At 74.5% G+C, this 18,760-nt stretch carries 15 protein-coding genes; 6 read left to right on the forward strand and 9 right to left on the reverse strand.

Translation table 11 applies throughout. The annotated features are described in order from the left end of the window. The first annotated feature begins 83 nt into the window (after positions 1–83). Positions 84–2,666 (forward strand): aminopeptidase N, encoded by a 2,583-nt coding sequence (gene pepN / locus CLV34_RS01625; protein ID WP_100348520.1) that lies wholly within the window; start codon positions 84–86, stop codon positions 2,664–2,666. Between the two features lie 103 nt (positions 2,667–2,769). Here the strand turns inward: pepN and malQ are convergent, their stop codons facing one another. Continuing rightward, positions 2,770–4,920 carry a 4-alpha-glucanotransferase gene (malQ, locus tag CLV34_RS01630; RefSeq protein ID WP_100349136.1) on the reverse strand — a complete coding sequence of 717 codons (2,151 nt, stop codon included), beginning with the start codon at positions 4,918–4,920 and terminating at the stop codon, positions 2,770–2,772. A gap of 63 nt (positions 4,921–4,983) precedes the next feature. On the opposite strand from malQ, the gene CLV34_RS01635 reads away from it, so the two are divergent. Together CLV34_RS01635 and CLV34_RS01640 are read left to right on the forward strand one after the other, a co-directional pair. Further along, positions 4,984–5,910, forward strand: a complete 927-nt coding sequence (locus CLV34_RS01635; RefSeq protein WP_100348521.1) for a mechanosensitive ion channel family protein — start codon at positions 4,984–4,986, stop codon at positions 5,908–5,910. Next, positions 5,907–6,449 carry an HAD-IA family hydrolase gene (locus CLV34_RS01640; RefSeq protein WP_245858886.1) on the forward strand — a complete coding sequence of 181 codons (543 nt, stop codon included), beginning with the start codon at positions 5,907–5,909 and terminating at the stop codon, positions 6,447–6,449. The genes CLV34_RS01635 and CLV34_RS01640 overlap by 4 nt, the downstream gene beginning before the upstream one ends. Here the strand turns inward: CLV34_RS01640 and CLV34_RS01645 are convergent. Next, positions 6,413–6,937 (reverse strand): PTS sugar transporter subunit IIA, encoded by a 525-nt coding sequence (locus tag CLV34_RS01645; RefSeq protein ID WP_211289320.1) that lies wholly within the window; start codon positions 6,935–6,937, stop codon positions 6,413–6,415. The two genes, CLV34_RS01640 and CLV34_RS01645, sit on opposite strands and share 37 nt — an antisense overlap. A gap of 164 nt (positions 6,938–7,101) precedes the next feature. Between CLV34_RS01645 and CLV34_RS01650 the strand changes: the two genes are divergently transcribed. The 3 genes from CLV34_RS01650 (at position 7,102) to CLV34_RS01660 (ending at position 10,015) form a co-directional block, all read left to right on the forward strand. After that, complete coding sequence (locus CLV34_RS01650) at positions 7,102–7,500, forward strand: globin (RefSeq protein WP_245858888.1); 399 nt, start codon at positions 7,102–7,104, stop codon at positions 7,498–7,500. Positions 7,501–7,504: 4 nt separating this feature from the next. Further along, a complete protein-coding gene (locus CLV34_RS01655) occupies positions 7,505–8,407 on the forward strand; it encodes an acyl-CoA thioesterase (RefSeq protein WP_100348524.1) in 903 nt (300 codons plus the stop codon). A gap of 78 nt (positions 8,408–8,485) precedes the next feature. Then, positions 8,486–10,015, forward strand: coding sequence for an SDR family oxidoreductase (locus CLV34_RS01660; protein ID WP_100348525.1), 1,530 nt, complete (start codon positions 8,486–8,488; stop codon positions 10,013–10,015). Here CLV34_RS01660 and CLV34_RS01665 read toward each other — a convergent pair. The 7 genes from CLV34_RS01665 to CLV34_RS01695 all read right to left on the reverse strand — a co-directional run bounded on the left by CLV34_RS01665 (position 10,012) and on the right by CLV34_RS01695 (position 18,736). Further along, a complete protein-coding gene (locus CLV34_RS01665; RefSeq protein WP_211289321.1) occupies positions 10,012–10,854 on the reverse strand; it encodes an MOSC domain-containing protein in 843 nt (280 codons plus the stop codon). The genes CLV34_RS01660 and CLV34_RS01665 overlap by 4 nt on opposite strands. Continuing rightward, the gene (locus CLV34_RS01670; protein ID WP_100348527.1) at positions 10,851–11,351 is read right to left on the reverse strand and encodes an acyl-CoA thioesterase; all 501 of its coding nucleotides are present in this window, start codon (positions 11,349–11,351) and stop codon (positions 10,851–10,853) included. The genes CLV34_RS01665 and CLV34_RS01670 overlap by 4 nt, the downstream gene beginning before the upstream one ends. Before the next feature lie 41 nt (positions 11,352–11,392). After that, positions 11,393–12,802 (reverse strand): hypothetical protein, encoded by a 1,410-nt coding sequence (locus CLV34_RS01675; RefSeq protein WP_100348528.1) that lies wholly within the window; start codon positions 12,800–12,802, stop codon positions 11,393–11,395. A 91-nt stretch (positions 12,803–12,893) separates the two neighbouring features. Further along, the gene (ettA, locus tag CLV34_RS01680; RefSeq protein ID WP_100348529.1) at positions 12,894–14,576 is read right to left on the reverse strand and encodes an energy-dependent translational throttle protein EttA; all 1,683 of its coding nucleotides are present in this window, start codon (positions 14,574–14,576) and stop codon (positions 12,894–12,896) included. Positions 14,577–14,771: 195 nt separating this feature from the next. Then, positions 14,772–15,368 carry a single-stranded DNA-binding protein gene (locus CLV34_RS01685; protein WP_100348530.1) on the reverse strand — a complete coding sequence of 199 codons (597 nt, stop codon included), beginning with the start codon at positions 15,366–15,368 and terminating at the stop codon, positions 14,772–14,774. Between the two features lie 84 nt (positions 15,369–15,452). After that, positions 15,453–16,994, reverse strand: a complete 1,542-nt coding sequence (locus CLV34_RS01690; RefSeq protein ID WP_100348531.1) for a GTP-binding protein — start codon at positions 16,992–16,994, stop codon at positions 15,453–15,455. Continuing rightward, on the reverse strand, positions 16,991–18,736 hold the full coding sequence (locus CLV34_RS01695) for a GTPase (RefSeq protein WP_245858890.1): 1,746 nt from the start codon (positions 18,734–18,736) through the stop codon (positions 16,991–16,993). Before CLV34_RS01695 ends, CLV34_RS01690 begins: the two co-directional genes overlap by 4 nt. Positions 18,737–18,760: the final 24 nt, after the last annotated feature.

Raw genomic sequence — 18,760 nt, forward strand, 5'->3', positions numbered from 1 at the left:
CCCGCCGGACCCCGCGGGCCGCCGACAGCGGTCGCACCACCGAGCCCCTCGCTGTCCTCGCCGCTGCCTGCTAAGGAGAGCCCGTGCCCGGAGAGAACCTGACCCGCGACGAAGCCGTCGAGCGCGCAGGGATCGTCCAGACCCGGTCCTACGAGGTCGTGCTCGACCTCACGACCGGTCCCACCACGTTCCGCTCCACGACGACGCTCCGGTTCGACGCCACCCCGGGTGGGGCGACGTTCGTGGACCTCGTCGCGCCGACGGTCCGCTCGATCGTGCTGAACGGGCGCGAGCTCGACCCGGCCGAGGTGTTCGCGGACTCCCGCATCGCGATCGACGAACTCGCCGCCGAGAACGTGCTCGTGGTCGACGCCGACTGCGCGTACACGAACACGGGCGAGGGCCTGCACCGCTTCGTCGACCCGGTCGACGACGAGGTCTACCTGTACTCCCAGTTCGAGGTCCCGGACTCGCGCCGCGTGTACGCGGTGTTCGAGCAGCCCGACCTCAAGGCGACGTTCCAGCTCACCGTGACGGCACCCGCCGCGTGGGCCGTGGTGAGCAACTCCCCGACGCCCGAGCCGGTGGCCGTCGAGCGCGAGGCGACCGACGACGCCGCTGCCGACGCGCAGGTGGCCGCGGCGACCTGGACCTTCGCGCCCACCAGCGTCATCTCGTCGTACATCACCGCCCTCGTCGCCGGCCCGTACGTCGGCACGCACAGCGAGCTCACGAGCGCCGACGGCCGCGTGATCCCCCTCGGCGTGTACGCCCGCGCGTCGCTCGCCGAGCACCTCGACGCGGACTACATCTTCGAGAAGACCCGCCAGGGCTTCGTCTACTACGAGGACAAGTTCGGCGTCCCGTACCCGTTCGAGAAGTACGACCAGCTCTTCGTCCCCGAGTTCAACGCGGGCGCGATGGAGAACGCCGGATGCGTCACGCACACCGAGGCGTACGTCTTCCGCTCCAAGGTGACGGACGCCGTCAAGGAGCGCCGCGTCGTCACGATCCTGCACGAGCTCGCGCACATGTGGTTCGGCGACCTCGTCACCATGAAGTGGTGGAACGACCTGTGGCTCAACGAGTCGTTCGCCGAGTGGGCGTCCACGATCTGCACTGCCGAGGCCACCGAGTGGACCGAGGCCTGGACGACGTTCAACGCCATGGAGAAGACCTGGGCGTACCGCCAGGACCAGCTCCCGTCGACGCACCCGATCGTCGCGACGATCAACGACCTCGAGGACGTCCAGGTCAACTTCGACGGCATCACGTACGCGAAGGGCGGCTCGGTCCTCAAGCAGCTCGTCGCGTGGGTCGGCATCGACGCGTTCTTCGCGGGCGTCGGCGCGTACTTCCGCAAGCACGCGCACGGCAACACCGTGCTCAAGGACCTGCTCGTCGAGCTCGAGGCCACCTCGGGCCGTGACCTGTCCGGCTGGTCGGCCCTCTGGCTCGAGACCGCGGGCGTCAACACGCTGCGCCCCGAGCTCGAGATCGACGGCGACGGCGTCATCACGTCGTTCGCGGTCACGCAGACCGCGCCCTCGGACTACCCGACGATCCGCCCGCACCGCCTCGCGATCGGCTTCTACTCGCTCGACGAGCAGGGCGCCATGACCCGGCACCACCGCGTCGAGCTGGACGTCGACGGCGAGCGCACCGACGTGCCGGAGCTCGTCGGCCTGCAGCGCCCCGACCTGGTGCTCGTCAACGACGAGGACCTCGCCTACGCGAAGATCCGCCTGGACGACGCCTCGCGCGCCGCAGCGCTCGCGCACCTGTCGCGCATCAGCGACCCGCTCGCCCGCTCGCTCGTGTGGGCCAGCGTGTGGGACGCGACGCGCGACGGCGAGACGCCCGCCACGGACTACGTGCAGCTCGTGCTCGGCAACATCGCGGCCGAGACCGAGTCCACGACGATCCGCACGACGCTCGGCCAGCTCGGCCTGGCCGCGACCGCGTACGTCGCCTCGGAGCGCCGCACCGCGACCCTCGAGCGCGTCGGGGACGGCCTGTGGGAGCTCGCGGCCGCAGCGGAGCCCGGGTCCGACCTGCAGTTCCAGCTCGTGAAGTCGTTCGCCCACGAGGCCTCGACGCCCGCCCACGCGGCGACGCTCCAGGCCCTCCTCGCCGGCGACACGCGGCTCGAGGGGCTCGAGATCGACACCGACCTGCGCTGGGAGCTGCTCGAGGGGCTCGTGCTGCTCGGCGAGGCCGGCGGCGACGAGATCGACGCCGCGCTCGCGGACGACCACACCGCGACCGGACAGCAGGCCGCCGCGCGCGCACGCGCCGCGATCCCCACGGTCGAGGCCAAGGCGGCGGCGTTCGCGTCGCTCGTCGAGCGGTCCGACGCGCCGAACCTCGTCGCCCGCTACACGGGCCTCGGGTTCACGCACGTCACCGACCCGACCGTCCTGGCGGACCTCGTGGCGCCGTACTTCGGGTCGCTCGAGACGCTGTGGGCCGAGCGCAGCTACCACATGGCCGACACGATCATCCACGGCCTGTACCCGGCGCCGCTCGCGAACGAGGAGCTCCGGGCGGCCGGCCAGGGGTGGCTCGACGAGCACCCCGACGCCCCGCCGGCGCTGCGCCGCATCGTGGCGGAGAACCTCGCCGCGACCGAGCGCGCGCTCGCCGCGCAGGCCGCCGACGCCTGACCCGGCTCCGTCGGGCCCACCGGGCCAGTACCCGCAGCACGACGACGCCCGCCGTCCCCTCACGGGGCGGCGGGCGTCGTCGTGTGCCGGTGTCTGCCGCCGGTCAGGGCGCGCGGTGGTGGACCGCGCCGTCGACGACGGCGAGCAGCGACTGGAGCCGCACCGACCCGAACAGGTCGTCGAGCAGCACCGGCTCCCCCGTCCCGTCGCCCAGCGGCACCTTCCAGTTCGGGTACTCCTGGTCCGTCCCGGGCTGGTTCTGGGCCCGGCGCTCGCCCGTGGCGTCCGCGAGCGACACCCCGACGAGGAGCGACGGGGTCGCCGCGACGAAGGCGTGCAGCGCCTCGACGACCTCACGCTCGGAGGCGTCCTCACCGAGCAGCCCGCGGTCGCGCAGGGCGCGGAGGACGGCCTCGCGCTCGCGGCGGGCGTCGCGGCGGACGACCTCCGGGTCCTCGGTGAGCAGCCCGAGCCGCTCACGCAGCTCGACGTGCTCGCCCGCGAGGTAGGCCGGGGTGGGCGGGAGGTCGTGGGTCGTGACGGTCGTCAGTGCCAGGCGGCGGTACGCCTCGGGCGGCAGGGGCGCGCCGTCGCGCTGCTCGAACCAGAGGATCGACGTGCCCAGCACGCCGCGGTCCGCGAGGTAGTCGCGGATCCACGGCTCGACCGTCCCGAGGTCCTCGCCGATGACGACCGCGCCCGCGCGCTCCGCCTCGAGGCACAGGATGCCGACGAGCGCCTCGTGGTCGAACCGGACGTACGTCCCGCGGTCCGGCGTCATGCCGTCGGGCACGAACCACAGCCGGAACAGACCGAGGATGTGGTCGATCCGGATGCCGCCCGCGTGCCGCAGCACGGTCCGCAGCATGTCCCGGTACGGCGCGTAGCCGACGCGCGGCAGCTCGACCGGGTTCCACGGCGGCTGCGACCAGTTCTGGCCCTGCTGGTTGTACATGTCCGGCGGAGCACCCACGCCGACGCCGTTCGCGAGGACCTGGCGCTGCGCCCAGCGGTCGGCGCCCTCCGGGTGCACCCCGACGGCGAGGTCGTGCACGATCCCGACGGACATGCCGGCGTCGAGCGCCGCCCGCTGCGCGCGCTCGAGCTGCTCGTCCGCGACCCACTGCAGCCACACGTGGAAGTCGACCCCGTCGGCGAGCTCGGTGCGCAGCTCGGCGACGAGCGGGCTCGTGAGGTCGAAGGCCTCGTCGGGCCAGTCGCGCGTCCCGCCGAAGTGGTCGACGAGCGCGCACCACAGCGCGAAGTCCTCGAGGCCCTGGCCCTCGCGCTCCCGGAACGCGTCGAGCGCCGCCTGCCGCGCCGTCGAGCGGGGGTGCGCGAAGACGACCTCGAGGGCCGAGCGCTTGGCGGTCCACGCCGCGTCGCGGTCGATCGGCCCGGGGTCGGTGTCGAGGTCGCGCACGGTGTCGAACGCCCACTCGACGAGCGACCGGTCGGCCGCCGACAGGTAGGCCGTCTCGCGGACGTCCTCGACCCGGACGTACAGCGGGCTGACGAAGCGCCGCGTCGTCGGCAGGTACGGCGACGGGGTGAGCGGGGCGCGCGGCTCGGCCGCGTGCAGCGGGTTCACGAGCAGGAAGTCCGCGCCCGACCGACGGGCCGCGAGCCAGGCGAGGTCGCCCAGGTCGGTGAGGTCGCCGACGCCCCACGACTGGCGGGACCGCACCGAGTAGAGCTGCGCCATGAGCCCCCACGCCCGGGCTCCCTTGCGCAGCGCGCGCGGTAGGCGCAGGTGCGCGGGCGTGACCGCGAGGACGGCGTGCGAGGTCCGGTTCCCGCTCGACGCGTGCAGGGTGTGCCACCCGAGGCCCACGTCGTCCGGGACGGCGAACGTCGCCTCGCCGAGCAGCCGGCCGTCGACGGTCCGCGGCTCGACCACCCGGTCGACCTGGTGCGCGGCGACGGTCCCGCCGCCCTCCAGCTCGATCCACACGTCGACCGGGTCACCGTGCTCGACGTGCACCGGGAACGTCGTCCCGGCGCCCGCCCGCGCGACCACGGTCGGCGGGAGCATGCGCCGCCAGGGAGCGTCGAGCCGGTGCGCCAGATGGATCCGCACGAGGTCCGGCGTGGACGCCGGCACGCCCAGCGACTCGAGGACCGCGACCAGCGTGTCCTCTTCGACCTGCACCCGCGCACCGAAGAAGTCCCAGTACTCGGCCGCGACGCCGTACGCCTCCGCGAGCTCGCGCAGCGCGCCGTCGTCCCCGGTACGGGGCCTTTTTCTCTCCACGGACCGATCCTGCCAGAGGGGGGCGGGCGTCGCCCGGACGAACACCCCGATAACCTCGGGTGCATGCTCGTGCACCACCTGCCGTCGGTCCGCACCGACTCCCCGTCGCCCTCCCCCGACCTCACGCCGCAGGACCTCTCCGACCCGCAGTCGTGGTGGGACTGGTTCCTCGGCGTGCCCCTGCAGATCGCCGTCACCGTCGTGATCGCGTCGATCGTGCTGCTCGCGCTGCGCGTCTCGGTGCACCGCGTGACCGAGCGGATCGCGTCGGGCGGCCAGGAGGCGACGCCGCCCGGCAGCCCCCTGCAGCGCGCCAACCCGCTCGCCACGCACCGGCGCGCGCAGCGGGCCCGGACCCTCGGGTCCGTGCTCGGCTCGACGGCCACGATCGTCGTCGGCACCATCACGCTCCTCATGGTGCTGGCGGACCTCGGCGCGAACATCGCCCCGCTCATCGCGTCCGCGGGCGTCGTCGGCGTCGCGCTCGGCTTCGGCGCGCAGAGCCTCGTCAAGGACTTCCTGTCCGGCACCTTCATGCTGCTCGAGGACCAGTACGGCGTCGGCGACACGGTGGACTTCGGCACCGTCCGTGGGACCGTCGAGGACGTCGCCCTGCGCGTCACCAAGGTGCGCGACGGGTCCGGGACGCTCTGGTACCTGCGCAACGGTGACATCGTGCGCGTCGGCAACGAGACCCAGGAGTTCTCCGTCGCCGTGGTCCCCGTGGTCGTCGACCCGGCCGCCGATCTCGACGCCGCGCGCGCAGCGGTGGAGCGCGCCGTCGACTCCGTCCAGGAGGACCCGGTGCTCGGCGCGGCGCTGCTCGAGCCGGCCGTCGTCGTCCCCGGGGTGGCGCTGACCGCCGACGGCATCACGCTGCAGGTGCGCGTCCGAACGCGCCCCGCGATGCAGTGGGACGTCCAGCGTGCCGTCCGGCTGGCCGCGCGCGACGAGCTCGCGCACGCGGACGTGAAGCTGGTGTCCGCGTGAGGGCGCGCGTGCGCCACGTCCTGCTGGGCGCCGACGGCGTGGTGCAGACCGCGTCCGACGGCGGGGCGCTCGGCATCGAGCCGTCCCGAGCCTCGCTGGAGCTGGTGCGCCTGCTGCGCGCCGGCGGGTTCGGGGTGCACCTCGGCACGAACCAGGAGTCGTACCGCGGCGCGTACATGCGCGACGTGCTGGGGTACGACGCGCTGTTCGACGTGAGCTGCTACTCGTACGACCTCGGCGTCACGAAGCCCGACCCCGGGTTCTTCGTCGAGGCGGCCCGCCGCATCGGGGCCGACCCTGCGGAGGTGCTCTTCGTGGACGACACCGAGCGCAACGTCGAGGCCGCCCGGACCGTCGGGATGCCGGCGTTCCGGTGGGACGTCACGCAGGGTCACGGGCTGCTGCTCGGGCTGCTCGCGCAGCACGGCATCACGGTGGACACCGCGGGCGCGGTCCCGGCCGGGCGCACCACGGGCGCGGTCCGGCCTCGCGGCCGCGACGGTCAGTCGTCCGCTACCACCCAGGACAGCACCGGCTGACCGGCCCGCACGGCGTCGCCCGAGGCGACGAGCAGCGACACGGCCCCGGCGTCCGCCTGGAGCGCGACGACGGGCGTGAGCGTCGAGAAGCCCGCCGCGGCGACCTCGTCGGGGTGCCAGCCGATCACGGGGTCGCCGAGCGCGAGCTGCTCGCCCTCGCCGGCGTAGATCGCGAAGCCGGCGCCGGCGAGGCGCACGGTGTCGAGGCCGAGGTGGACCAGGACGGGCAGCCCGGGCTGCGGCTCGACCGCGAAGGCCTGCGCGAACACGGTCACCAGCCGACCCGCGACCGGGGAGTGTGCCAGGACCTGGCCGGCGGCGCCGGGAAGGGGCTCGACGGCGACTCCCGGCCCGGCGATGCCCGCCGCGAAGACGTGGTCGGGCAGCTCGTCCAGAGCCCGGACGACGCCGTCGAACGGCGCGCAGAGCACGACGGCGGCACCGGCGCGCGACGTGTCGTCACGTGTATCGCGATCGTCCTCGAGCACCGGCGCACCTCCTCGCTCCCCGGGGGATCGGTGCCCACCTTATGCCCGGTAGGTCCACCCTGCGCCCCGGGCGTCGTGAGCCGCCTCACACGCCGTGGCGCCGGTCGGGACTCTGCGCGCACGGCCTGCCGGAACTCCGTCCTCCGGGTTGCGATACTGGACCGGTGACCTCCCCTGCGCCCCGCCCCGACACCTTCTACGAGGAGGTCGGTGGGCACGAGACATTCGTCCGTCTCGTCGACGCCTTCTACGAGGGCGTGGCCGACGACCCCGTCCTGCGACCGATGTACCCGGAGGAGGACCTGGGGCCGGCCCGGGAGCGTCTCACGATGTTCCTCGAGCAGTACTGGGGCGGTCCGGCGACGTACTCGGAGACGCGGGGCCACCCGCGCCTGCGGATGCGGCACGCGGGGTTCCGGGTGAACCCCGACGCCCGGGACCGGTGGCTCGGGCACATGCGCGCGGCCGTGGGGGCGCTCGAGCTCCCACCGATGCTCGAGGCGACCCTGTGGGACTACCTCGAGCGGGCCGCGTTCTCGCTCGTCAACACCTTCGAGGAGTGAGCCGGTGACCGATCCGCTCGCGCACCTGCTGCGCGTCCTGGACCTGGAGGCCCTCGGTGCGGTCGAGCAGGCGAGCGCGGGCGCGCTCGTCGGCGACGACCTGTTCCGGGGCGAGAGCGTCCACCAGCCCAACGGCCGCGTGTACGGGGGGCAGGTGCTCGCGCAGGCGCTGGTCGCCGCGCAGCGCACCCTCGCCGACCACGCGTCGCGCGCGCCGCACTCGCTGCACGGGTACTTCCTGCGGCCGGGCGACCTGTCGGTGCCGATCGACTTCACGGTCGAGCGCCTCCGGGACGGCGGGTCGTTCAGCGCCCGCCGCACGCACGCGGTGCAGCACGGCCGCCCGATCCTGTCGATGATCACGTCGTTCCAGGAGCTGCAGGGCGGCGCGGAGCTCGCCGGGGAGGCGCCCGCGGCCCCCGCGCCCGAGGACGTCCCGTCGGCGGCGGACGTCCTGGGCGGGATCGACCACCCGTACGCGCGGCACTGGTCGGACGACAGCGCGTTCGAGCTGCGGCACGTCGACGGCTCCCTGTACCTGCGCCCGCCCGCGCCGAGCGAGCGCCAGCTCGTGTGGCTGCGGGCGCGCGGCCCGGTGCCGGACGACCCGTTCCTGCACCGCGCCCTCCTGCTGTACGCGTGCGACCAGGTGATGCTGGAGCCGGTGCTCCGGGCCGAGGGCGTGGCGTGGCCGACGCCCGGGCTGTCGGTCGCGAGCCTCGACCACGCCATGTGGTGGCACCGCGACGTCCGGGTGGACGAGTGGCTGCTGTTCGAGCAGACCGCGGTGAGCGCCCAGGGCGGGCGCGGTCTCGGCGCCGCGCGGGTGTGGTCGCCCGACGGCCGGCTCGTCGCGTCGATGGGCCAGGAGGGCATGATCCGCGTCCCGGCGGCCGACGCGCGCTGACCGCTCCCACGCCGGCACGGCGATCCTGCGGGGGCGTCCGGGCGCGCCAGAGCACCGCCGCCGGACGCACAGTGGAGGATGGACCGACCACTGACCGTTGCCGTCACCGGGGTCACCGGCTACGTCGGCGGACGTCTCGTCCCCGAGCTGCTGGACGCCGGGTACCGGGTGCGCGCGCTGGCCCGCGACCCGCGCCGCCTCGCGGGGCGCTCGTGGGCCGACGACGTGGACCTCGTCCGGTGCGACGTCGCCGACCTCGACGCGGTGCGTGCCGCGCTCGAGGGCGCCGACGTCGCCTACTACCTCGTGCACTCGCTCGGGACCGGGCGGGACTTCGAGGCCCGCGACCGGCACCTCGCCCGGACGTTCGCGCGCGCGGCACGTGAGGCGGGGGTGCGCCGGATCGTGTACCTCGGCGGCCTGTCCCCCTCGGGCGTGCGGCTGTCGCGCCACCTGGCGAGCCGCCGGGAGGTCGGCGAGATCCTGCTCTCGTCCGGCGTGCCGACGACCGTGCTGCAGGCTGCGGTGATCCTCGGGTCGGGCTCGGCGTCGTTCGAGATGCTGCGCTACCTCACCGAGCGCCTGCCCGTCATGACGACGCCGCGCTGGGTGTCCAACCGGATCCAGCCGATCGCGGTGCGCGACGTGCTGCGTTACCTCGTGGGCAGCGCGGAGATGCCGCCGGACGTGTCCCGCACGTTCGACATCGGCGGCCCGGACGTCCTCACGTACCGCGACCTCATGCAGCGGTACGCCCACGCCGCCGGCCTGCCGCGCCGCCTGATCGTGCCGGTGCCCGTGCTCACGCCGCGCCTGTCGAGCCTGTGGGTCGGCTTGGTGACGCCCGTCCCGTCGGGCATCGCGAAGCCGCTCGTCGAGTCGCTCGAGCACGAGGTCGTGTGCCAGGAGGACGACGTGCGCGAGCTCGTCCCGGACCCTCCGGACGGCCTCGTGGGTGTCGACCGCGCGCTGGACCTCGCGCTGCAGCGCATCCACGACGGCGAGGTCACGACCCGGTGGTCGTCCGCGTCGCTGCCGGGTGCGCCGAGCGACCCGCTGCCCACGGACCCCGACTGGTCGGGCGGGTCGTTCTACGTCGACGAGCGGCGCACCGTCGTCGAGGCCCCCGCGGACGTGCTGTGGCAGGTCATCGAGGAGATCGGCGGGCACCGTGGCTGGTACTCGTGGTCGCTGGCCTGGCGCGTCCGCGGCCTCATGGACCGGGTCGCCGGCGGGCCGGGCCTGCGCCGCGGGCGGCGCGACGAACGGCACCTGCGGGTCGACGACGTGCTGGACTTCTGGCGCGTCGAGGCGATCGAGCCCGGCCGACGCCTGCTCCTGCGCGCCGAGATGCGCCTTCCCGGGCTCGCATGGCTCGAGCTGCGGGTCGACGACGCCGCCGAGGAGCTCGGCACCCCCGACGACGGACCGTCCCCCGAGGACGCCGCCGGCGCGGGCCGCACCTACTTCGCGCAGCGCGCGCTCTTCTCCCCGCACGGGCTCGCGGGCCAGCTCTACTGGTGGTCCGTCAAACCGTTCCACGGCGTCGTGTTCGGCGGCATGCAGCGCAACGTCGCCGCCGAGGCGGCGCGCCGCGCCGACGGTTAGCCGAGCACCTCGACCGGGTCGCCGACGCGCAGGGTGCCCGGCCCGTCGGTCAGCAGGTTCACCGCGAACAGGAGCTCCTGGGCGACCTTGCGGTGCCGCGCGAGCGTGCGCAGCGGCTCGCGGCGACGCTCCCCCGACTCCTGGTCGGTCGTCGTCATGACGCAGCGCGCGCACGGGCCGGCCACGCGCAGCGTCGTGTCCCCGACCCGGAGCCGCCTGCCCGACCAGTCGTCCTCCGCCCACGCGTCGAAGCCCGACACCACGAGGTTCGGCCGGAACCGGGTCATCGGCACGACCTCGTCGGGCGACGACTCCGCCGCGATCCAGTCGTTGAGCGCGGCGAGCGACGACGTGCTCGCGAGGAGCAACGGGTAGCCGTCCGCGGCGCTCACGACGTCGCCCGGACGCGTCCACTCGGCGTCCAAGACGGGCCGCCGGGTGGGGTCGTCCATCCACACGAGCCGCAGCTCGCGGCCCGCGGCGCGCGACAGCCACGCGTCGGCGTCGTCACCGCACGACGACGCCCGGAACTCCGTGCCCCAGATCGACGCCGTGACGTCGGCACGCGCCGCCGTCGCCACGTCCAGGTCGGGCAGGTCGTCGCGACCCGGCGCGGTGAGCGTCAGCACGCCGTCCGCGAGCGCCGGACGGACGCCCGTGAGCGCCCGCACCTCGCGCTGGCTGACGAGCTTGCCCGTCTCGTCGACGGGCAGGAAGCGGCGGTCGCCCACCAGCCCCCACGGGTCCAGCGTCGCACTGTCGACGTCCACGCGGTGGCAGCCCTTGACGGGGTACACGTGCAGGGAGTCCACCCTGCCCGCAGTGCTCGCGGTGCTCACGACCGGCGCCGGAACGCGATGGGCTCGCCGAGGAACGGCTCCCACGCCGCCCGCTCGGCGGGCGCCAGGCGGCGCGGCGCACCCGTGCGGGCGTCCACGACCACGATGGTCGTCGTGGCGCGCGCGTAGGGCCTCCCGCCCGACGACGGTCCTACCCGGTCGAAGCGCGGGCCCCCGTCGTGCACCTCGTAGCAGACGTCGAGGCTCGCGCCGCCGAGGTGCCCGATCCACATCTCGACCCGGACGGGGTGCCGGGTGAAGCCCAGCGGGCGCAGGTACTCGATCTCCTGGTGCGCCACCAGCGTGTGCGAGGGAGCGTCCGGGCCCGTCGCAAGGACCGCGGTCGGCCAGGCCTCGCCGTCCTCGGCACCCGGGTGCTCCCAGAACGCGGTGATGCGGGCGTCCTCCAGCAGCCGGAACATCTCGACGTTGTTGACGTGCTGGTAGGCGTCGAGGTCCGACCAGCGCAGGGAGACGGGGACGTGCAGGCGGGTCACGGGAGTCGAGACTACCGGTGAGGACGGCGTGGTCCCGCCGGTCAGGACGTCCCGGTGCGCGCGGCCGGCAGGACGATCCGGCCGTCGGGCAGCGTCGCGACGACCGACACGACGGGGACGTCGGTGTCCTCCGCCGTGCCGTCCTTCGCCCACGTGGACGCGGCCGGACGCGGGACGACGCCGCCTCGCGCCGCGAGGTGCACGCTCGACCCGGGGACCCGCACGTCCACGCGCGAGACGCCGGGAGCGGCGGCCACGACGAGGCTCGGCACCGTGCCGGGCTCACGTGAGACCCACCCGGACACGAGGGTCGGGTCGCCGAGCGCGCCGCCCGGCCTCCCCTCGGCGAGGGCGACCGTCAGGCTCGACGCGCTGCCGCCGGAGCTCGCCTCGGGGTCGAACGCGAGCTGCGCGGCCGTCCAGCTCCCCCGCGCGCGGACCGCGACGACCGCCGCCGGGGCGTCGGGGGCGACCCGGTAGTCGCCCAGCAGCTCGACGTCGAACGGTTGCGACGGGCTGTCCGGACCGCTCGTGAGGGCCCGGTCGGCGGTTTCCAACGTCGTCCACAGAGCGGCCCAGGTGCGCCGCTCGCGGGTCGGCGACCCCAGCGCGGACCACAGTGCAGCAGGCTCCGGCACGGACGCCAGGACCCCGCGCTCGTGGTCCGTGAACGCCACCAGGTGCTCGCTCTCGCCCCGCTGCGCCGGGAGGCGCACCGCGCCCGCACCGTCGAGGGCCAGGAGCCCGCTCTGCAGCGTCTCGTCGACCGTCTCCGCCGTCGACGGACCCTCGTCGCTCCAGGACGGCTCGCCTGCCGAGGACAGGTCGTCGTCCTCCAGGACGGGGACGGTCTCCTGACCGAAGGGCACCGCGTCGTGCGCGACGAGCACGACGCTGCCGTAGCGCGCAGCGAACGGGATCGCCGAGTAGTCCTCGGATCCGCGCGACGCCTCGTCGAGGACCTCGAAGTCCTCGACGGTCCGGCCGCCGTCGCGGTCCACGTCGATGTCCGCGCCGACGAGGACCGTCCGGAAGCCCTGGCTGAGCACGACGTAGCGGTGCCCGACCGGCTCCCACACCGCGGGCGGGTCGGCCGACACGATCGGGACGTCACCGGCCCACAGCACGTCCATCCTTCCGTCGTCCGCCGGCTCGACCCTCGTCGTCGTGCGCCACGCGTCGGCTGCGGCGGCGAGGACGTCCGCGTGCTCGTGCGGGTCGGCGAGCTCGCCGCGGGCCGGGAACCGCCCGTACGAGCGGGCCTCCACACCACCGGCCGGGTCGTCCTCGTCGCCCGAACCGCGCGTCAGGACGACGACCACGACGAGCACCACGGCCAGCGCCGCGGCGACCACCCAGACCGTGCGGCGCCGCCACCACGGGCGACGCTGCGGGCGGGGCGGCTCGGCAGGACGCGGTGCGTCGAGGTCGGGGACGGACCAGGAGCTCATGGGCGACGACCGTAGCGGCGTGCGTCCCCGAACGCAGCAGCGCGCCCACCGCACGAGACGGTGGGCGCGCTGCTGCGGAACGCGGAGCGACTCAGTCGCGCGTCAGCTTGCGGTACGTGACGCGGTGCGGGCGCGCGGCGTCGGCGCCGAGACGCGACACCTTGTTCTCCTCGTAGGACGCGAAGTTGCCCTCGAACCAGTACCAGCTCGACGGGTCCTCCTCAGTGCCCTCGTAGGCGAGGATGTGCGTCGCGACCCGGTCGAGGAACCACCGGTCGTGGCTGACCACGACGGCGCAGCCGGGGAACTCGAGCAGCGCGTTCTCCAGCGAGCCGAGGGTCTCGACATCGAGGTCGTTGGTGGGCTCGTCGAGCAGCAGCAGGTTGCCGCCCTGCTTGAGCGTGAGCGCCAGGTTCAGCCGGTTGCGCTCACCACCGGACAGCACGCCCGCGGGCTTCTGCTGGTCCGGGCCCTTGAAGCCGAACGACGCGACGTACGCGCGCGACGGGATCTCGACGTTGCCGACCTTGATGAAGTCGAGGCCGTCGGACACGACCTCCCAGAGCGTCTTCTTCGGGTCGATGCCGCCACGACTCTGGTCGACGTACGAGATCGAGACGGTCTCGCCGACCTTGAGGTCGCCGTCGTCGAGCGGCTCCAGGCCGACGATCGTCTTGAACAGGGTCGTCTTGCCGACGCCGTTCGGGCCGATGACGCCGACGATGCCGTTGCGCGGCAGCGTGAAGCTCAGGCCGTCGATGAGCACGCGGTCGTCGAAGCCCTTCTTGAGGTCGTTGGCCTCGATGACGACGCTGCCCAGACGCGGGCCGGCGGGGATCTGGATCTCCTCGAAGTCCAGCTTGCGGGTCCGCTCGGCCTCCGCCGCCATCTCCTCGTAGCGCGCGAGACGGGCCTTCGACTTGGTCTGGCGGCCCTTGGCGCTGGAACGCACCCACTCGAGCTCGTCCTTGAGGCGCTTGGCGAGCTTCGCGTCCTTCTTGCCCTGGACCTCGAGACGCGCCTGCTTCTTCTCGAGGTAGGTCGAGTAGTTGCCCTCGTACGGGTACAGGCGACCACGGTCGACCTCGCAGATCCACTGCGCGACGTGGTCGAGGAAGTACCGGTCGTGGGTCACGGCGAGGACGGCGCCGGGGTAGCTCGCGAGGTGCTGCTCGAGCCACAGGACCGACTCGGCGTCGAGGTGGTTGGTGGGCTCGTCGAGGAGCAGCAGGTCGGGCTGCTCGAGCAGCAGCTTGCACAGCGCGACGCGGCGGCGCTCACCGCCCGAGAGGACCTTGACGTCGGCGTCCGGCGGCGGGCAGCGCAGCGCGTCCATCGCCTGCTCGAGCTGGGAGTCGAGGTCCCACGCGTTCGCGGCGTCGATGGCCTCCTGCAGCACGCCCATCTCAGCGAGCAGCGCGTCGAAGTCCGCGTCCGGCTCGGCCATGAGCGCCGAGATCTCGTTGAACCGGTCGAGCTTGCCCTTGATCTCGGCGACGCCCTCCTCGACGTTCCCGAGCACCGTCTTGTCCTCGTTGAGGGGCGGCTCCTGCAGCAGGATGCCGACGGTGTAGCCGGGCGACAGACGCGCCTCGCCGTTCGACGGCTGGTCGAGGCCCGCCATGATCTTGAGGATCGTCGACTTCCCGGCGCCGTTCGGGCCGACGACGCCGATCTTGGCGCCGGGCAGGAAGTTCAGCGACACGTCGTCGAGGATGACCTTGTCGCCGTGCGCCTTGCGCGCCTTGTACATGGAGTAGATGAACTCAGCCACAGGCTCGTTCCACCGTTCGCTCGCTCGTGAGGGGCACCCGCCGCACCGCCGGCAGGGGCACCTGACGGCACCCGGACGGGCAGGTCGACGGGCGGCGCCGCCTCCCACCCGTCCGGCCGCGGTGGTCCCGCGTCCACGACGCGGGGGTCCGCGGTGCTCGTCGGCTCACCAGCCTACGCGGTCGCAGCCTCGCGCTCACGCCCCCGCGACGGCGGGCTCGGGCTCGTGCGGCACGGCGTCCTCGGTGCCCCCGCCGTCAGCGTCCAGGAGCCCCGCCGCCCACGGGTCGTCGTCGTCCGTGGTGTCGCGCGCCGACTCCTCCGGCGCTGCCGCTCCCGGCCCGTCGGCCCGATCGACCACCAGGGTCTGCTCCGCCGGGCGACCGTCCCCGTCGCCGCTGCCCGTCGATCCGGGAGCGGGCACCGTCGGGCGGTGCACCACCTGGACGAACCGTGCCTCGCCGCGGGACAGGTCGGGCCCGAGCGACCGAGCCTCGAGGACGAGCGACGTGCGCGGCCCGTCCGACCCGGTCCACTCGTCCACACCGAGCACCCCCTGCGCGACCACGGGGTCGCCCTTGCGCAGCGACTGCGCGACGTTGCGCGCCGTGTCCCGCCACGTCTTGACCGTGAACCACAGCGTCTGCCCGTCGCGCCACTCCCCCGACGACCGGTCGAAGTACCGCCGCGTCGTCGCGGTCCGGAACGTCGTGTACGACGTCCCCGATGCCGACACCACGTGCCGCGGCTCCGTCGCCACGAACCCGGTCAGCGTGACCGTCACCTCGCTCATGCGTCCTCCCCTCTCGCACCGGCCCCGACGGCCGGTCACGCGAGGAGGCTCGCGCACCCGGGGCGCCCGGCGCGATCGTGCGGCTCAGGCTGTGGACGGGAGCTGCGTGGACGCGACCACGGGATGGCCGTGCGGGGCGGTCAGCGGCGGTTCGTCCGTGACCTCCCGCGCGCGCTCCGCCAGGCGCCGCACCTCGTCCCGCTGCCCGAGGATGCGCCGGGTCGGGTCCGCGAGACCCGCCCGCACGACGCGCTCCAGCGCGGCGCGCCCCGACCCGAGCACCCCGTCGCGGCGCCGACGCGCGAGCGTGCGCCGGGACTGCACGTTGACGAGGAACAGCACGAGCGCCACGAGCAGCGCTGCCACCGCGCCGACCGCGAGGCCCCCGACCCAGCTCTCGACCATCGACAGCACTCCCGACGCACCGAGGAGCGCGACCACGGCGGCGAGGACCGCCAGCACCAGGAGCACGAGCGCCGTGCGGCGCATCGGCCGGGCCGACGACGGCCCGCGCGTGTCGAGCGGGATCGTCTCGAGCTCGCGCCGCGACGCCGCGACGAGCTCGGCGGGCGTCGCGAGGCCGCCCTCGAGCGCCGACTCCCACCCCGGGCGCAGGCCCTTGCCCGCGCGCGAGAGCCAGCGGCCGCGCGACGTCGCCACCGCCGCCGTCTGGATCTCCCCGAACTCCGGGCGCCCGTAGCCGCGCCGGATCGCCGCCTGGACCTGCTCCGCGACCGACCCGAGCCCGACCGCCTGCGAGAGCGCGTCCACCTCGCGGTCCAGCGCCGCGTCCGCGTCCCACGGCGCCCCCGCGGGCGCCTGCTCGAGCAGGACGCGTCCGGCGCGGTCGAGCTCGGCCGCGGCCCGCCCCGCCGCGACGCTGCGCCGGGCGACCGCCTGCTCGAGGACCTCGCGCAGCTCGGCGACGCCCTCCCCGGTGCGCGCCGAGACAGCGAGCACGGGCACCCCGACGAGCCCGTCGTCCGCGACGAGGCGGACCACGTCGTCGAGCAACGACGAGCGCCGACCCTCCGGCACCGTGTCCACCTGGTTGACGGCCACCACCATCGCGGCCTCCATCCCGACGGACGCGCGCAGGTAGCCCGAGTGGAGGGCGTCGTCGGCGTACTTCTGCGGGTCGACGACCCACACGAGCAGGTCGACGAGCGGGAGGACGCGGTCGACGACCTCACGGTGCGCGGGCTCGATCGAGTCGTGGTCCGGCAGGTCCAGCAGGACGAGCCCGTGCAGCCCCTGCTCGTCGTCGCCGTCGAGGAGCGACTCGCGGGTGATGCGGCGCTCCCGCGCGACCCCCACCCAGTCGAGGAGGGCGTCCGCCGCGTCGCTCCACGAGCACGCGGTGACCTCGGCCGTCGTGGGACGGCGGACGCCGACGTCCGCGAAGGTGAGCCGCGAGACGGCGTTGAACAGGCTCGACTTGCCCGACCCGGTGCCGCCCGCGAGCGCCACGACGGTGTGGTCCACGCCGAGCGCGAGGCGCTCGCGCACGCTCCCCACGGCGGCCTCGACGTCTGCGACCACGACGGCGTCGGTGCGTTCGCGGGCGATGCGGAGCGCGTTCTCCAGGTCGTCGGTCCGGTCGCGCAGGCGTGCGTCGTCGGTCATCGAGCCTCTTCCGTGCGGGACGCGGCGCGGGCGACGCGCGCGTGGCGGGTGAGCCGGGCGATCTCGGCGCGGCGCAGCCGCAGCGCCGCGGGAGCGGCCTCGTCGTACGGGCCGCCGCGCAGGCTGTCGGTGACGGCGTGCGCGACGTCGCCAGCGGTCGCGGCGGACCGGTCCGCGAGGTCGGAGCGCAGCGCCGCGACGGGCTCCTCGACGTCCGGGCCGACCACACGGGCGAGCACCCGGTCGGCGTCGTCGAGGCCGGCGGCGGACAGGAGGAGCAGCGCGGCCAGCCCGCGGGTGCCGAACGCGGTGCGTGCGGCCGCCGCGCGGTCGCCAGGGAGGGCCTGTGCAGCCGTCGTCCCGCGCTCGGCCCACGCATCGACCTGGGTGCGGGCGGCGTCCGTCCGGCGGTCCTCGTGGACGGTGTCCGCGAGCCCGACCGCGACCGCCCGTCCTCCCGACGGGGCGTCGGGGCCGGTGAGCAGGTCGCGCACGGTGCGCTCGGCGTCGGCGGCGGTCGCGACGAGCACCTCGCGCACCGATCCCGTCAGGGCGTCGAGGACGACGCCCAGCGCGTCGTCGCGCTTGCGCCCCGCGCGCTTCGAGGAGCGCGCCACACCGGACTTGACGCGCACGTTGTCGGTCCGGGCGTGGGTCAGCTGCGCCCACGCGCCCGACACTCCCCCGCCGACGGTCGCGCCCGAGCGCACGCGAGCCCGGGCGGCGTCCTCGAGCGCGGGTGTCGCGGCGTCCAGACGGCGCCGGATCGCGGCGGCTGCCTCGACCTGGTGCTCGACCGCGTCCTCGACCCGGGAGACCCAGCCGGGCAGCGCGTCGAGCGAGCCCTGCAGGGTCCGCAGGATCACGGAGCGCGAACGCTCCGGACCGGCGAGGAGGCGCAGCCAGCGGCGGACGGGGGCGACCACCTCGTCGTCGAGCAGCCCCTCGTGCGGGCCGAGGTCGGGCACGACGAACAGCGGCGTGTTCGCCATCCCGTGGTCGCGCAGGCGCTGCAGGAGGTCGGCACGGATCGTGGCCAGGGAGTCGCGCGGGACGCGGTTGAGCACCATCGCGACGCTCGCACCCCGCTCGGTCGCGAGCTCGAGGGTCTGCCACGGCAGCGCGTCGCCGTACCGGGCGGCCGTCGTGACGAACAGCCACAGGTCGGCACCCTCGAGCAGCTGCTTCGCGGTCGCACGGTTGGCGTCCTCGAGCGAGTCGAGGTCAGGGGCGTCGAGCAGGGCGACGCCGCGCGGCACCTCGTCGTGCGGCACGACCCGGGAGATCCGCGTGACCGGCGCGTCGGGCACGACGTCGGCATCGAGCGGGTGGTGCGCGTACACCGGCTCGCGCGTCGTCGGGCGCAGCACGCCCGCGGGCGACACCTCGCGGCGCAGCACCGAGTTGTACAGGGTGGACTTTCCGGCACCCGTCGAGCCCGCCACCACGACCACCGCCGGCGCGCTCAGCTCCCGCAGCCGCGGAAGCAGGTGCTGGTCGAGCTGGTCGAGCAGACGCAGCCGTGACGCCTCCGCGTCGTCCCGACCCTCCAGGTCGAGCGGGAGCTCGACGGCGGCGACGTCGCGGCGCAGGTCACGCGACACGTCGTACAGGGTGGGGGTGAACGACCCCGTCGCGTCCGGCTCGGCCTGGACCTCGCCCGGGGGCACGGGCCTGTGCTCGGACGGGCGGTCGGCCCGCGGCGCGGCCGGGGTCGCGTCGGCTGCGGCTCGTGAGGTCACGCACTCATCTTTGCTGTTCGAGCC

The organism is Luteimicrobium subarcticum (assembly GCF_002798015.1).
GTDB lineage: Bacteria > Actinomycetota > Actinomycetes > Actinomycetales > Cellulomonadaceae > Luteimicrobium > Luteimicrobium subarcticum.

Excerpts from the sequence above, each read along its gene's own strand:
- CLV34_RS01660 (WP_100348525.1), top strand. The coding sequence starts at position 8,486 with ATGGACCGACCACTGACCGTTGCCGTCACCGGGGTCACCGGCTACGTC.
- CLV34_RS01690 (WP_100348531.1), bottom strand. The coding sequence starts at position 16,994 with ATGACCGACGACGCACGCCTGCGCGACCGGACCGACGACCTGGAGAAC.
- CLV34_RS01675 (WP_100348528.1), bottom strand. The coding sequence starts at position 12,802 with ATGAGCTCCTGGTCCGTCCCCGACCTCGACGCACCGCGTCCTGCCGAG.
- CLV34_RS01635 (WP_100348521.1), top strand. The coding sequence starts at position 4,984 with ATGCTCGTGCACCACCTGCCGTCGGTCCGCACCGACTCCCCGTCGCCC.
- CLV34_RS01685 (WP_100348530.1), bottom strand. The coding sequence starts at position 15,368 with ATGAGCGAGGTGACGGTCACGCTGACCGGGTTCGTGGCGACGGAGCCG.